Origin of the sequence: Actinoplanes sp. NPDC051861, assembly GCF_040681145.1 — a bacterium.
Lineage (GTDB): Bacteria > Actinomycetota > Actinomycetes > Mycobacteriales > Micromonosporaceae > Actinoplanes.
Genome location: NZ_JBFAYE010000004.1, coordinates 57,959 through 73,108 on the forward strand (window position 1 = coordinate 57,959; position 15,150 = coordinate 73,108).

At 71.4% G+C, this 15,150-nt stretch carries 8 protein-coding genes; 2 read left to right on the top strand and 6 right to left on the bottom strand.

Annotated features, from left to right (window positions below):
• Positions 1-57 precede the first annotated feature (57 nt).
• Positions 58-2,058 carry a phage holin family protein gene (locus AB0M02_RS14450; RefSeq protein WP_364226251.1) on the bottom strand — a complete coding sequence of 667 codons (2,001 nt, stop codon included), beginning with the start codon at positions 2,056-2,058 and terminating at the stop codon, positions 58-60.
• Positions 2,059-2,143: 85 nt separating this feature from the next.
• Between AB0M02_RS14450 and AB0M02_RS14455 the strand changes: the two genes are divergently transcribed.
• Positions 2,144-2,995, top strand: a complete 852-nt coding sequence (locus tag AB0M02_RS14455) for a YhjD/YihY/BrkB family envelope integrity protein (RefSeq protein ID WP_364226254.1) — start codon at positions 2,144-2,146, stop codon at positions 2,993-2,995.
• Here the strand turns inward: AB0M02_RS14455 and AB0M02_RS14460 are convergent.
• Positions 2,981-5,602 (bottom strand): LuxR C-terminal-related transcriptional regulator, encoded by a 2,622-nt coding sequence (locus AB0M02_RS14460; RefSeq protein WP_364226256.1) that lies wholly within the window; start codon positions 5,600-5,602, stop codon positions 2,981-2,983. The two genes, AB0M02_RS14455 and AB0M02_RS14460, sit on opposite strands and share 15 nt — an antisense overlap.
• A gap of 456 nt (positions 5,603-6,058) precedes the next feature.
• Here AB0M02_RS14460 and AB0M02_RS14465 point away from each other — a divergent pair, with 456 nt between their 5' ends.
• Complete coding sequence (locus tag AB0M02_RS14465) at positions 6,059-6,496, top strand: hypothetical protein (RefSeq protein ID WP_364226259.1); 438 nt, start codon at positions 6,059-6,061, stop codon at positions 6,494-6,496.
• 3 nt (positions 6,497-6,499) lie between these two features.
• Here the strand turns inward: AB0M02_RS14465 and AB0M02_RS14470 are convergent, their stop codons facing one another.
• The 4 genes from AB0M02_RS14470 to sulP all read right to left on the bottom strand — a co-directional run bounded on the left by AB0M02_RS14470 (position 6,500) and on the right by sulP (position 15,127).
• The gene (locus AB0M02_RS14470; protein WP_364226261.1) at positions 6,500-9,145 is read right to left on the bottom strand and encodes a LuxR C-terminal-related transcriptional regulator; all 2,646 of its coding nucleotides are present in this window, start codon (positions 9,143-9,145) and stop codon (positions 6,500-6,502) included.
• Positions 9,146-9,258: 113 nt separating this feature from the next.
• Positions 9,259-10,728, bottom strand: coding sequence for an alpha-amylase (locus tag AB0M02_RS14475; RefSeq protein ID WP_364226264.1), 1,470 nt, complete (start codon positions 10,726-10,728; stop codon positions 9,259-9,261).
• Positions 10,725-13,388 carry a glucosidase gene (locus tag AB0M02_RS14480; RefSeq protein ID WP_364226266.1) on the bottom strand — a complete coding sequence of 888 codons (2,664 nt, stop codon included), beginning with the start codon at positions 13,386-13,388 and terminating at the stop codon, positions 10,725-10,727. The genes AB0M02_RS14475 and AB0M02_RS14480 overlap by 4 nt, the downstream gene beginning before the upstream one ends.
• A gap of 53 nt (positions 13,389-13,441) precedes the next feature.
• Entirely contained in the window at positions 13,442-15,127 is a 1,686-nt protein-coding gene (sulP, locus tag AB0M02_RS14485) for a sulfate permease (protein ID WP_364226269.1), read from the bottom strand.
• Positions 15,128-15,150 lie beyond the last annotated feature (23 nt).

The following is a 15,150-nucleotide window of genomic DNA, read 5'->3' on the forward strand; positions in this document are numbered from 1 at the left end:
CCCTCTCCCACGGAAGATGATGAGCGTCATCGTGTCGCGCGGTGCCGCCGGCCGGGCTCACCCCGGAAGGATGAGGTCCGGCCGGGAGAGCCGGACGGCCCGGCATCCGGTCTGTTCCATCCACTCGCAGAGCTGGCGGTGCACCGCGTCCGCGCCGACGAGTTCGCGCGGCGGCTTCCAGGCACGCGGGTGGATCAGCACCGGCCGGTTCTGCCAGCCACCCATGCCGCCGTGGCATCCGATCAGGTCCTCGAACGCCGCGACCTCCTGCGTGACCGGATCCCAGATGCTGTTGACCACCAGGTCGCCGGTGTTCGCCAGCAGGTCGTGGCGGCGCAGGTCCTCGGCCGCGCGCGGGCCGAAGCCGACCAGCGGGTCGAGGCCCTCGATCTTGTCGTCGTCCAGCCGCCGTCGCCCGGAGCGGCCGAGCACCACGGGACCCTCGCTGCGGGAGCGGACCATCACCCAGCCGACGCCGGGGTGCTCGGCCAGGCCGGTGAGCAGGTCCGGGTGCCGCTCCTCGATCTCCTCGAGGGTCACCCGGCCGGACATCCGGGCCAGATAGATCAGGGCCAGGTTGCCGGAGGACGCGATGACGATCTCCGGGCGCTCGGGTGCCGCGGCGGCGGCCTCTGCCGGGTCCTTCTTCTCCTCTTTCGTACGGGTGAGCCCGGCCTTGAGCATCTCGGTCCGGCCGGCCTGCTCGTTCTCCTTCGTGGCCACCACACCACCGGCCGCGGTGAGCTTCTCGACCAGGTCCTCCAGGCGCAGCCCGTACCGCTGCTCGAAGGTCGCGCCCTGGCTCTGCCCGTGATCGGAGAGCACCACGAACTCGTAGGGCCGGGGTGCCGCCGCGGCCACCTCCTCGAGGGTGGCGAGCACCGAGTCGATGCCCTCCAGCGAGGCGAGCGACTCCGGCCGTGAGTGGCCCGCGTGGTGGGCGATCTCGTCGTAGTCGACGAAGTCGCAGTACACCGACGGCGCGCCGCGCATCATCTGCTCGGCGATCACGGCCAGGTTCAGGTGCCGCAGCAGGACGTTGGTGATGCCGCGCAGCAGCACGTACGACCAGTTCCGGTGCATCCGCGGCTCCACCCGGCGCATCCGCTGCCGGCGGGCCTGGTGCAGTTCCTTGACGATCTCGCCGACGGTCAGCACCAGCGAGCGGGTCAGCCCGAACGGGTCGATCAGGTACGCGCTCAGATACCGGGCCGGGCCGTTCTGCCGCTCCGGGATGGTGCTCATGGTCAGCAGCGAGGTCGCGGCGTCACCGGAGAACACGTTGCTGACGCTGACCCCGCCGTCGGCGAGCAGCCCGTGCCCGTCCGAACAGCGGGACTCGACGAGCGCGCTGTCACGCGGGTGGTTGGTCACGACGAGGCGGCCGGTCGTCTTCTCGTACCATCGAAATGCCGGAACCTCGGCGCTCGCACCGTGCAGGAGCCCCGCCTGGCTGGCCGGCGTCGTAGCCGGCAGTTGCGCGTGCCACTCGGTGAGCGTGTGGCTCCCGCCGCGCAACCACCGCCCCAGCGTGGGCAGGTTGCCGGCCTCGATCGCCCAGTGAGCCAGCGGCGCGGAGAGCCCGTCGATCTGGATCATGATGACGCCGGGCACGTCGGAGGGTGGCACGCTGCGCCGGAAGTGCCGGTTGACCCGCAGCAGGTGATGGGTGACCGCGCCGGGCTGACCCGCGGTGACCACCCAGAGACCCGCGCTGACCAGGATCGCGCCGAGCCAGGACGCCCAGAAGGCGGTCCAGAAGTCGGTCACGTGGATGCCGGGGGCGAGCCAGAGCGCGAGGTAGACGAGCAGGGCCTGCGTGACGATCCAGCCGAGCACCACACCCGGCCAGCCGATCGCGGTCAGGACGGTGACCAGCAGCGGGCGCAGCACCGCGCCCAGCACGCCGAGCAGCACCGCCGCACCCAGGACCGCCCAGCCGTTCTCCGCCGTGATGCCCGGCACCACCCACACCGTGAACGCCACGGCGGCGCTGCCGAGCAGCACCGTGACCAGAGTGGACAGCACCGGCCTGGGTCGCATGTCGGTCTTCGGCATGCCGTCAGTGTCGGTACGCGCGGCCCGCGGTACGCCATCCGCGCCGGATGATGCTGGCCCGGCACCCGCACCCGACGATGACGGGGTGACCGAGCCCGAGCGGACCTTCAACCCCGGCAGGATCCTGGCCGCCGTGCCGCAACGGCTGCGCCCGCGTGCCGCGCTGCTCCTCGGGCACCGCGCCGGGAAGACGCTGCTGAACGCGGTGACCGAGCTGGTCCGCGTACAGATCTTCGACCGCTCGATGACCCTCGCGGCGCAGGCGTTCACCTCGATCTTCCCGCTGCTGATCATGTTCGGCGCGTTCCTCGGCACGCAGGCCCGCGAGCGGGTGAACGACCTGGTCCGGCTGCCGGACAGCAGCGTCCGCCTGATCGACCAGGCACTCAGCGGCAGCCGGAGCAACGCGTTCGGGCTGTTCGGCGCGCTGATCGTCATCTTCTCCGCCACCGGCCTGGCCCGCGCGCTGAACCGCTCCTACCGGGCGATCTGGTCGGTGCCGGGGCGGCGCGGCGCGACCTCCACCGTCTGGCAGATCGGCACAGTCCTGCTGCTCGTCCTGTTCCTGGTCGCCGCCCGGACGCTGGGCTGGATCAGCGGGATGCTGCCGGCGCCCCGGGTCACCGGCGTCGTGATGGTGCTGCTCTCCGACTTCGCGCTCGCCTATCTGCTGCCGCGGATCCTGCTCGGCCCCGGCGTGCCGCAGCGCCTGCTGCTGTTCACCGGCGCCCTCTTCGCCGTCGTCATGGTCGCGGTCCGGGCCGCCGGCAGCATCTATCTGCCGCGGGCCCTGGAGTCCAGCGCCGAGAAGTACGGGACGATCGGCCTCGCCTTCACCTACATCGGCTGGTTCTACGTGATCTCGTTCTGCCTGCTGATCACCGCGGTGCTCGGCGGCCTGCTCGCACCGTCACGGGAGCACCTAACTGAGTCCTAGCTGGCGGGCCAGCACCACGGCCTCACGCCGCCGTCCCGCGCCCAGCTTCCGGTAGATCGACCGCATGTGCGCCTTCACGGTGTTCACCGAGATGCCGAGGTTCTGCGCGATCTCCCCGGCGGTCAGCACGGTCGGCAGATACTGCAGCACCTCCAGCTCCCGCTCGCTGAGCGGTCCGGCGAGGTGCGCCGCCGCACCGACCACCGGCAGCTCGCCGGTGATCTCCGCGAGCACGCTCTCGCCGAGCGTGCCGCCGCGCAGTTCGGTGAGCCACTGGCGGCGTTCGGCCAGCGCCATCACCCGCTTGGCGTCGAAGACGCGGAACGGCCGGCGGATCAGCTCGGGCTCCGCCTCGGCGAGCGCGCGGTTCAGCGCCTCGCCGGCCCGCGCGCCCCGGCCCTGCGCGTCGGCGGCCAGCGCGGTCAGGATCCAGCCGGAGACCGCGGCGATCCGGTCCGGGCTCTCCCGCACGCGGGAGATCAGGCGATCGGCCAGCGACTGGCGGCCCAGCATCAGATAGGCGCGTGCCAGGCACACCTGTTCGGCGGGGAGCAGCGCGGGCACCGGGGGCCGGCAGGAGTACCGGGCCACCACCGCGGCCGCGTCGCCCAGCGCCAGCTCGGCCTCCGCGTCGCCGAGGGCCAGCAGCCGGTCCAGCAGCGGCGCGTTCAGCTCCGGACCGGCCTCGTCCCGGGCGCGCTGCAGGGCGGCCCGCGCGGCGAGCGGCTCGCCCCGGTCCAGCAGCAGGCGGGCGCGCACCAGCTGCGCCAGCGCCGCCAGAGTGCTCTCCGGGTTCTCACCGAGGGCGTGCAGGCCACGCCGCAGCGCGTCCTCGGACTCCAGCTCGCGGCCGCGCTCCGACTCGATCAGCGCCTCGGTCAGGTAGGCGGCCGCGACCGCCGGCCGGTTCCGGGCGTCGATCCGGCGCGCGACGTCCAGCGCTGCCGTCACGTGCTCGGAGGCGCCGTTCGGCGAGCCCTGCAGGAAGATCAGCAGGGCCAGGTGGGAGAGCGCGCTGGTCTCGACGAGCGGCACACCGGCGGCGCGGGCGCCGGACGAGGCGGCCCACAGGTAGCGCTCGGCGTGGTCGAGCCCGCCGCGCCAGAGCAGCGCGGCACCCTTGTTGTTGAGGGTCATCGAGCGGTACTGCAGGCGGGCGGGCACCTGGTCCCAGCGCAACGCGGCCAGGTTCTCCAGGACGTCGGCGCTGACCGCGGCCAGGCGCGGCATGTCGCCGTGCCGGCGGATCACCGCGCCGGACTCCAGAACGGTCAGGGCCAGATCGATGACCGCCCGGTAACCGGGGCCACGGCCGGTGAGCAGTGCCCTGGCGCGGGCCAGCCGCTGCGGCAGCGCCGCCACGTCGCCCTGGGCGTACGTGAGTATCGCGTTGCAGAGCGCCAGCTCGGGGGTGTCACCGAGCCGCTCGACCGGGATCCGGCGCAGCACCTCGACCAGCTCGACCCGGTCCGCGGAGGAGAACAGCTGCAGTCCCCGGTCGACGACCAGCCGGGCGACGAAGTCCCAGTCCGCGGCGACCGCCGCGTGGGTGACGGCGGTCAGGCCGTTGCCCTTTCCCGCGTACCACTGCGCGGCCAGCAGGTTCAGCCGCGGCACCGCCTCCGGCTGGGTGAGCGCGAGCTGGTGGCGCAGCGCCGAGCGGAACATCTGGTGGTAGCGGAACCAGCGCCCGGGCCCGATCCGCTCGACGAAGACGTTGGCCCGTTCCAGCTGTTCCAGGGTCCGGTCGCCGTAGCGCTGGCCGGTCAGCGCGTCGGCCAGCTCACCGCAGATCCGGTCCGGAACACTGGTCCGCAGCAGGAAGTCGCGCAGGTGCTTCGGCTGCTCGGCCAGCACCTCACGCACGAGGTAGTCCTCCACCGCGTCCGTGGCGCCGAGGCGCAGCCCCGCACCCCACCCCTCGGTCCGCCGGACCAGCGCGACGAGCTCGGCCGACGGTGGGCGCCGGCCCTGCGCGGTCAGCAGTTCGGCGGCCTCCTCGACCTGGAACGCCAGGTCACCCGCGCGAATCTCGGCGAGGTGCCCGGCCGCGCGGAGCCGGTGCAGCGGCACCGCGGGCTCGGTCCGCGAGAGAAGCACGAACCGCAGCCGCTCGGGCAGGTCCTGCAGCAGGCCGGCGAGCCCGCCCAGCACCCGGGCGTCGGTCACCCGGTGCACGTCGTCGAGCACCACCACGGTCACGGCCGGGAGCACGGCCATCGCGGCGGCGAACCGGCGCCGGAAGCCGGCCTCGTCCAGGACGGACGAGGGGCCGAGCTCGGGCAGGGAGTCGTCATGCGGTGCGGCGCCGGCCGTGCGCAGCGCCAGAATCACGTCGGACCAGAAAGCCAGCGGGTCGTTGTGCTGCTCCTCCAGGGTGAGCCAGGCGATCGGGCCGCTGACCGAGCGGGCGGCGGCCCACGAGGAGACCAGAGCGGTCTTGCCCCAGCCCGGTCCGGCGCAGAGGACAGTCACCGCCCGGCGGACACCGGCGTCGAGCGCCTCGGCCAGCCGTGGCCGCCAGAGCACGCCCTGCGGCACACGTGGCCGGGCCACCCGGCCGGCGGTTGCCGGCGCCGGTGCACCGTCGATCCTGACTTCCCGCATACGGCGCTACCCCCAACCGGCACTGCGCCGTGCGCCCCCCGATTTCGCGGTTCGGGGAGCACATCGCGGTGCCCTGGTGCGTCCCGGCCCGTTTTCTCGACCCGGGTAATACGCCGTACATCAATATGCACGACCGCACGCTGCGTGACCGTCGACTACGTTTCGTCGCCATGAAGGCGGCGATCTAGCGCTGCGTGACTACAGAGGGTGCGCCCTCCACTGAGGTCTCACCGCCACCGAAGCACAATCGGTAGGCATGCGGCAACCCCCCGTATTCACAGGAACCGAATATTCCGTGCTCCATGTGCAAGTTGCACGTTTCGCTGGAGCGCCCGTTCTGAATCTTCCTGATAACTGGTACAAGTCGGGCAACTGGCGCCACTTCATCCGGCCGGTATGAGGCGGGTCACCCCTCACCCGCAGTCTCCTGATTGCAGTGACGAAAGGGGATCCACAATGCAGAGCAGTTACGCCGCCGAGCGGCCCGCGGACGCCGGGACCGCGCCGCCGATGACCTCCTGGGTCGGGGTGCTGTCGTTCGCCGCGATCATGATGCTGGTCCTCGGCGGCTTCCAGATCCTCGAGGGCGTCACGACCCTCGCCCACCAGGAGGCCTTCCTGAGCCTGGCGAACGGCGTGGTCGAACTCGACTACCAGACCTGGGGCTGGTCTCATGTCATCCTCGGCACGGTCACGGTTGCCACCGGAATCGGCGTGTTCCTGGGGCAGACGTGGGCCAGGGTGGTCGGCGTGATCATCACCGCCGGTGCCGCGCTGACCCACTTCTCCTTCCTCGCTGTCGCACCGCTGTGGTGCAGCATCCTGATCTGTGTCGAGGTCGTGGTCATCTATGCCCTCGCCGTCCACGGCCGGGACGTCCGCTCCAAGCCCTGAATCTCAGATGAGATTCAGGGCGCGCGCCCGGCGCACCGCTTCGTTGCGCCGGGACGCGGACAGTTTCCGGAGGATGCTGCGCACATGGGTCTTCACCGTGTTGACCGAGACGTAGAGCGAGGCGGCGATCTCCTCGGTGGGCAGCATCGCCGCCATACCCTTGAGAACGTCGAGCTCGCGCTTGCTCAGGGCCTCCACGACGACCGGCTCGCCGACTGCCGCCACGCCCGGTGCGGCCGGGCCGGCGCCCAGCGCGCCGTACTGCACGGCCAGCCGGTCGTCGTCGCGCAGCAGCCGCCGCAGCTGGCTCCAGACCTGGTGGACCGGCCGCCGGTACTGCTCGCCCGAGGCCACCCGCAGTGCCCGGCGCAACGCCTCCCGGGCTCCCGCGGTGTCCTCCTTGTTGGCCGCGAGCATCGCCAGCAGCAGCCACGCGTCCAGGGCCACCGGCACCGGCACACCGGCGGCGTCGGCCACGGTCCGGGCCACGTCGTGCGCCTGACCGGACTCCCCGCGAGCCATCGCCAGGGCGGCACGCACCACGGCGGTGTCCGGCGGGCTCGGCTCGGCGCACGAGTCCAGCAGCTCCGCGGCCTGGTCCAGATGGCCCGCGGCGATCAGCATCCGGGCCTGGCCCAGGACGACCTCGCGGGCCAGCCACGACGGTGCGCCCGCCGGGTCCACCGTCCGCAGGGCGTTCATGGCGCCCCGTAGCTCGCCACGGGTCTGCAGCCGACGGGAGCGGACCACCGCGTACGCGACGGCCGACAGCCCGTCGGCGCCCGTGCCGCAGAGCGGCTGAGCCGCGCGCAGGTGCCGGTCCGCGGTCTCGATGTCGTACCGCTCCAGGGCGACCCAGGCCAGGGTGACCTCGGCGGCGCCCGGCCGGAGTTCCCGGCTGTACTCGAGCTCGGTGGCCAGGTCGAGGGCCTGCCGTGCGGCCGCCTCCGCCCGTCCCAGCCGTCCCCGGTACGCCTCGACCAGCGCCAGCCGCCGCAGGCAGTCGATACGAAGTGCCTCGCAGCCGGGCAGCGCGGCGGCCGCGGCGGCGTCGGCGAGCACGTCGGCGGCCTCGTCGACCGCGCCGGAGTTGCAGAGCGCCACGCCCTCGGCGACCCGGATCAGGACGCGCAGCTCGGGGTGGCGGGCCAGTTTCTCGGTCGGCGCCACGGCGAGGAACGCGCCGGCGACGGCCACCAGTTCGCTGGCGCGCTCCGGCTCCGGTCCGTCGGCCTGCAGCAGGATCTGCACCAGGAAACCGGTCAGCGTGAGGCCGTCACCGCAGGTACTCCCGCGCTGGGTGAGCAGCTTCCCGGCGTGCGTCAACCGTTCTTCGGCCTGCTCCCGGCGCCCGTCGCCGTACGCCAGCGCCGCCCGGATCATGACCGCCTCCGGCAGCTCCAGCTGTTCCGGCATCCGCGCGAAGAGCGCGCCCAGCCGGCCGCCGCTGCCCTCGACGACCAGCCGCCCGACCGCGTAGTCCTCGACCACCATGGCGGCAGCCGAAGCCCAGTCGCCGGCCTGCACCGCGTGCCCGACCGCCTCCAGCAGCCGGCCCTGCTCGGCCAGCCAGGTCGCCGCCCGGCCGTGCAGCACCGAGACCTCCTCCGGCTCCGCCCAGGCCAGCTGCGCCCGCAGCAGCTCGGCGAAGAGCCGGTGGTAGCGGTACATGTCCGAGCCCTCGCCGACCGGCTGGATGAAAGCGTTCTCACGGGTGAGAGTCGTGAGCAGCCGGTACGCGTCGGGCCGGGAGGTGACCACGGCGGCCAGCTCGGGGGTGAACGTGTCCAGCACGCTCGTCTCCAGCAGGAACCGGCGTACCTCGGGCGGTTGCAGCCGCAGCACCTCGCCGATGAAGTACTCGGCGATCGTCGACTCGTCACCGGAGATGGTCCGTACCACGCGCCGGGCGTCCGTACTCCCCTGCATGGCGCACGCGCAGAGCCGGATGCCGGCCGCCCAGCCCTCGGTGTGCTCCAGCAGGGTGGCCAGCTCGGCCTCGTCCAGCCGGACCCCGTGCAGCTCCATGAGCCGGGCCGCCTCGTCGTGGGTGAACGCCAGGTCGGCGGTGCGCAGCTCGTGCAGCTGGCCGGCGAGCCGGTAGCGGTAGAGCGGCAGCGGCGGATCCCAGCGGCCGGTGAGCACCACCCGCAGCTTGGTCACGTGGCTGAGAAGGAACTCCAGTCCCACCGCCCAGTCGCCGGGCAGCTGGGACGCGCCGTCCAGAACCAGGACGAGCGGGCCGGGCTGCTCCTCGATGGAGAGTGCGAGGCGGGCCAGGACGGCCCTGCTGACATTGCCCCCCGGCACCGGAGGCACTGCCACGCCCGCCCGGCGCAGCCCCTCCATCACGTACGTCCAGAAGGTCATCGTCTGCTCGTCGCCCTGCTCCAGAGTGATCCACGCGACCGGCCAGTCCACCGCCCGGCTGCTCACCCAGGAGGCCAGCAGCTGCGTCTTGCCGCTGCCGGCCACCCCGGTGACCAGGGTGACCGGGCCCTGTATGCCCTCGGTCACCCGGTTGAGAAGCGCGGGACGGGCCACCATGAACGGCGGCGCCGCCGGAACCACGAACTTTGAAGCAAGCAACGAACTGTCCGGGTCGTAGCCGGATGCACCGGGCGATTCCGCGATCAGTTCGATTGACACGTCTCTTTACCTCCGAGAGCCGACCCCGATCGATCTCGTGTTTCAGACTCGCCTCGGCGACTCATCCGCGCATCGTCCGGATCGGATAATCGTGACCCTCGGTGGGTTGATCACTACTCCACGGCGAGAACGTGAGTTCCCCAGGGCGGAAGGTCGACGAAGAGACCGTTTCCGACCATGTCGTCGCCGTCCCGCTCGAAGACCCGCCCGTCGAGCAGATCGGTGAGCCGCCACGCCCGATGTGCCAGCTCCGGCCAGGGCAGCGCGACACGTCCCTGCGCGGCCCGCGCGCTGAAGTTGACCACGACCACGTGGCGCGGCGTGTCCCCTTCGTGCCAGGCCCAGGCGAGCAGCTCGTGGTGCGAGGGGTTGTCCGGCCAGCCGTGACAGTCGAGCAGCCGCCACTCACCCCGGCGCAGCGGCCCGGCCACCTCGATCAGCCGGTGGTAGAAGTCGCGCAGGTTGAGGTCCGGCCGCTCGTCCGGATAGCGCGCCAGGAAGACCGGCAGGTGCGTGCGGCGTCCCTCGAACTGCCCGTCGTGCCAGAGCGCCGCGCCGGGCAGCGTGGCGATCGCGGTCGCGGCGGCCCGGCCACGATCATCCGGAACGGTGGTGGCGGCGCGCGGCTCGTCGTGGTTCTCCAGGAAGCGGATCAGCCGGTCCTGGTAGTCCCGTCCCGCGCCGAGGTGCTTGCGGACCGCGCCGGAGTCCTCGTGCGCCAGCCGGTCGTAGAGGCGCTTGTCGTAACAGAAGTCGAAGCCCTGCTGCTGCAGCGGCCACTCCATGTCCCAGTACGCCTCGGCGATCATCACGAGTCCCGGGTGCGCGGCACGGACCCGCTCGAACACCCAGGGCCAGAACTCCTCGGCCGGCGCCGGGCCCGCCCACCGTCCCCACGTACGCCCGAAGATCTCGTTGGTGACCAGCATCGCCATGTCGCAGCGCACCCCGTCGCACTGCTCCCCGATGCCGGTCAGCGCGGTCACCGCCGCCTCGCGCAGCCCCGGGTCGAACGCGTTGAGCTGGGCGACGTCCGGCCAGGGCGGGAAGTACGGGTCGCGGCCGTGGGCGATGACCAGGCCCTCGGTGGTGAACCAGCCCGCCGGGTCGTTCGCCTGGTCCTCGGCCGACCCCTGGATGAACCAGTTCGGGTGCTCGAACGTCGCCGGGTGGTCCGGCGCAACATGGTTCGGCACGTAGTCGAGGACCAGCCGCAGCCCGCGGCTCGCCAGTTCGGTGCGCGCCTTGGCCAGCCCGTCCGGGCCGCCCAGCCGGTCGTCGGCCCGGTAGCGCCGCACGCAGTACGGCGAGCCGACCACGTCGTCGGCCACCAGATCCGGCAGGGCGTGGCGGAACGCGCGCTGCAGCGACTCGTTGCGCCGCGCGATCTCCAGCCCGGCCGGGCTGCGCTCCCAGACGCCCATCAGCCAGACCGCGTCCAGGCCGGGCACGGCCACCTCGTCCCAGATCTCGCCGGGCACCTCGCCCAGCGTCACCGGACGGCCGAGCCGGCGGCTCACCCCGGTCAGCCACGGCCAGGTGTCGATCTCATAGATCACCGGTGCGGACGGCCATCCGCTCATCTCGGGTCCTCCTGTCCGGGCATCTTGTGGAACACACCGGCCATGCCGTGATCCAGCAGATCCTGACCGGACAGCCCGGCGAAGAGGTTGGGGAAGACCGCGACCAGACCGGTCCAGCCGGTCTGGTGCATGGCGCCCAGGCCCGCACCGTTGTCGCCGTGGAAGTACTCCGGGAACAGGATCAGGTCACGCCAGTGCTCGGAGGCGAACTTCTGCTGGCCACCGTAACAGGGACGATTGCCGTCGGCGCCGGGCAGGAAGATCCGGGTGAGCCGCTCGGAGATCTCGTTCGCCACCTCGAGCAGGTTCATCTTCACCCCGGAACCGGTCGGGCACTCGACGGTGAAGTCGTCGCCGTACCCGACGTAGAGGTTGAGCAGCGAACGGATGATCAGCGCGTTGACCGGGAACCAGATCGGGCCGCGCCAGTTGGAGTTGCCGCCGAACATCCCGCTGTCGGACTCGGCGGGCTGGTACGTCACGCCGTACACGCGGTCGCCGACCCGGAACTCGAACGGGTGCTCGGCGTGGTGGCGCGACAGCGACCGGATCCCGTACGCGCTGAGGAACTCCTCCTCGTCCAGCAGCCGCCCGAGGATCCGCCGCAACCGCTGCTCGTCGAAGAGCGCCAGCAGGTGCTCGCCGCGACCGCCCAGCGCCCGGCCGCGGGTCAGCACCGAGCTGACACTCGGGTGGCGGCTGACGAAGTCCTGCGCGTTCTCGATCAGCTGCGGGAACCGGGCGGTCACCGCCGGTTCGTAGACGGTCGCCGCGGCCAGCGGCAGCAGCCCGACCATCGAGCGCACCCGCAGCCGGGTGGCGCTGCCGTCCGGGAACCGCAGCAGGTCGTAGAAGAAACCGTCCTCCTCGTCCCACATGGCGGCGCTGCCGTGCGCCCGGTTCACCGCCACCGCGATCCAGGCGAAGTGCTCGAAGTACGCCTGCGCCTGCTCCAGGTAGACCGGGTCGTGCAGGGACAGCTCCAGGGCGATCTGCAGCATGCTCTGGCAGTACAGCGCCATCCACGCGGTGCCGTCGGCCTGGTCCAGCGAGCCGCCGGTGGGCAGCGGCGCGCTGCGGTCGAAGACGCCGATGTTGTCCAGGCCGAGGAAGCCGCCCTGGAACACGTTGTTGCCGTCGGCGTCCTTGCGGTTGACCCACCAGGTGAAGTTCCTGGCCAGCTTGTGGAAGACCGCCTCCAGCCAGCCGTGGTCGCCGCGGCCGTTGCGCGCCTTGTCCAGCTCGTAGACCAGGTGGGTGGCCCAGGCGTGCACCGGCGGGTTCACGTCGCCGAAGTTCCACTCGTACGCCGGGATCTGCCCGTTGGGGTGCAGGTAGCGGCGGCTCAGCAGCAGGTCGATCTGTCCCTTGGCCAGGTGCAGGTCGACCAGGCTCAGCGCGACCGCCTGGAAACCCAGGTCCCAGGCGGCGAACCAGGGGTACTCCCACTTGTCCGGCATGGAGATCACGTCGTGGCAGATCATGTGGTACCACTCGCCGTTGCGGACGCCACGGGACTCCAGGGGGTCGCGGCCGTGCTCGGAGTGCCAGCGCTCCACGTCGTACCCGAAATATTGTTTGCTCCAGAGCATCCCGGCGAGAGCCTGCCGTACCACCTTGCGTTCCTCGTCGCCGAGCCGGTCGGCTAGCAGGTCCTGATAGAACTCGTCGGCCTCCGCACGTCGTTGGTCGACCCGCTGGTCGAAATCTCCTGTGTCCGATTTGTCGGTAAATAGGATCCTCGCTACCGCCGACCCGCCCGCCGGGATCTCCAGCGTGACGTCCGCAGCAGCCTTGGTGCCGACTCCAGCCGGATTTACCGCATTTTTCTCGCCATGAACGACAAATCGGTCGAAAGCGTCCTTGACGAAGGGCCCCGAACCCCGTGACTCGTTCTCGGTGAACAGCAGGGTGTGCTCGTTGAGACACGACCACCGCCGGCTGCCGATCCGCGGATGCGAGACCTCGACAGCTCCCGCCACCGACCGCAGCACCGGGCGCGCCTCCGACCCGCCCCAGGACCACGTGTTGCGGAACCAGATCGTCGGCAGCAGCCTCAGCGTCGCGGTCTCCGGCCCGCGGTTGTGCACGGTGACCCGGGTCAGGATCTCCTCCGGGCCGCCCTTGGCGTACTCGACCACCACGTCGAAGTACCGGTCGTCGTCGAAGATCCCGGTATCGATCAGCTCGTACTCGAAGTCGCCTCGCCCCCGGGACCGGTTCGTCGCGACCAGGTCGTCGTACGGATACGCCCGCTGCGGATACTTGTAGACCATCCGCTGGTAGGAGTGCGTCGGCGTGGCGTCGACGTAGAACCAGTACTCCTTGGCGTCCTCGCCGTGGTTGCCCTCGGAGTTGGTCAGCCCGAAGTACCGCTCCTTGAGGATCGGGTCGTTGCCGTTCCACATCGCCAGGCCGAGGCAGACCGACTGCTCGTCGTCGCAGAAGCCGGCGATGCCGTCCTCGCCCCAGCGGTACGCCCGGTACCGCGCCTGATCGTGACTGAAGTGGTCCCAGGCGTTCTCGTCCTGGCTGTAGTCCTCGCGGACCGTACCCCACTGCCGCTCGCTGAGGTACGGCCCCCACCGCCGCCAATTCACGGTGCCGGTGTCCGCGTCACGCAGGCGCCGCTGCTCGGCGCCTTCTTCCTCGATGGCCATGAGGCCAGGCTCGGCCCGCGCCGCCGCGACAGCGTCGCCCGGCGGGGATGAAATCAGGTCGCGCGGATCCGGTACGCCTCGACGGCCTCCTCCACGGTCGGGAAGAAGTGCTCCGGGTTGATCGTCCTGGTCAGCTTGTACCGGTCGATCTTCTCCCGGACCGGGTCCTTCATCTCCGCGAAGACCAGTGAGATGCCCTTGGAGTTGAGCTCCTCGTCGAGGTCCTCGAGCATGTCCGCGGCCGTGGTGTCGATGTCGGTGAGCGGCTCCGCCGCGATGACGATCCACTTCGGCGGCGGCTCCGCGTGCGAGAGATGCAGAACCTCCTCCCGGAACGTCCGCGCGTTCGCGAAGATCAGCGGCGCGTCGAAGCGGAACAGCACCAGTCCGGGGATCTGCTCGGCGTCCGGGTAGGACTTCAGGTCGTGGTAGCCGGAGACACCCTCCGCCCGGCCCAGCACCGCCCGGTACGGCCACCACAGGCGGCGGAACACGTTCAGCACCGAGAGTGCCACGGCGACCGCGATGCCGGGCAGCACGCCGAGCAGCGCGACGCCCAGGAACGCGGCCAGGGCCAGCGAGAACTCCACCCGCCGCTGGCGCCACAGCCGGCGCATGCTGCCGAGGTCGGCCAGCGACAGCGAGGCGGCGATCACGACGGCGGCCAGGATCGGCTGCGGCAGGTTCTTCAGCAGGCCGGGCGCGAGCACGAGCAGCAGGGTGATGGCGGCGGCACCCACCACACCGGTCAGCTGGCTGCGGGCTCCGGCCTGGACGGCCACTGCCGTCCGCGATCCGCTCGTGCTGACCGGGAAGCCCTGGAAGAACCCGGCGGCGATGTTGGCCGCGCCGATGCCCGCCATCTCCTGGTTGCCGCGCACCTCCGACCCGGTCCGCTCGGCGAAGGCCGACGCGGTCGAGATGGTGTCGGTGACCGAGACCAGCGTGATGCCCAGGGCGCCGGCGGCCAGCAGGCCCAGGTCGCCCCAGGAGATCTCCGGGATGGTGAACGGCGGGAAGCCCTGCGGCAGCGGGCCCACCACCTCGACGCCGCGATCGATCAGGCCCAGCGCGGTGACCGCGAGGATCGCGCCGACCACCGCGATCAGGATGCCCGGCACCTTCGGCAACCAACGCTGCAGCGCCAGGATCACCAGCAGCCCGGCGGCACCGAGGGCGAGCGAGGCCGGGACCGTCTCACCGGACGCGACGCCGCTCACGAACGCGGCCGCCTCGCCGAGCAGCCCGTCGGCGTCGGTCGAGAAGCCGAACAGCTTCGGCAGCTGGCCGATCAGGATGGTCAGGGCGAGGCCGTTGATGTACCCCAGCTGGGTGGGGCGCGAGAGCAGGTCGGCGACGAAGCCGAGCCGGAACAGCGCGGCGGCGGTCATGAACACGCCGACCAGCAGGGCCAGGACGGAGGCGAGCGCGACGGCTTTCGCCGGATCGCCGTCCGAGGCGGCGATCGGGATGATCACCGCGGCGATCATGGGCCCGAGCGAAGAGTCCGGGCCGAGGACCAAGACCTTCGAAGGACCGAAGACAGCGTACGCGAGCAAGCACAGAATCGACGTGTACAGCCCGGTGATCGCGGGCAGGCCGGCCAGCTCGGCGTAGGCCATGCCCTGCGGGACCAGCAGTGTGGTCAGCACGATCCCGGCGGTCACGTCCTTCGGCAGCCAGGCCGGTTTGTAGGTCGCGGCCGCCCTGATGCCGGGGATCCAGTCCGTGCTCGCCATGTCCGTCCCTTCACGACGGACGC

What these genes read in the sequence shown, in the direction of transcription:
- AB0M02_RS14460 (WP_364226256.1), bottom strand. Translation starts at nt 5,602, where the DNA reads ATGCGGGAAGTCAGGATCGACGGTGCACCGGCGCCGGCAACCGCCGGC.
- AB0M02_RS14450 (WP_364226251.1), bottom strand. Translation starts at nt 2,058, where the DNA reads ATGCCGAAGACCGACATGCGACCCAGGCCGGTGCTGTCCACTCTGGTC.
- sulP (WP_364226269.1), bottom strand. Translation starts at nt 15,127, where the DNA reads ATGGCGAGCACGGACTGGATCCCCGGCATCAGGGCGGCCGCGACCTAC.
- AB0M02_RS14465 (WP_364226259.1), top strand. Translation starts at nt 6,059, where the DNA reads ATGCAGAGCAGTTACGCCGCCGAGCGGCCCGCGGACGCCGGGACCGCG.
- AB0M02_RS14475 (WP_364226264.1), bottom strand. Translation starts at nt 10,728, where the DNA reads ATGAGCGGATGGCCGTCCGCACCGGTGATCTATGAGATCGACACCTGG.
- AB0M02_RS14480 (WP_364226266.1), bottom strand. Translation starts at nt 13,388, where the DNA reads ATGGCCATCGAGGAAGAAGGCGCCGAGCAGCGGCGCCTGCGTGACGCG.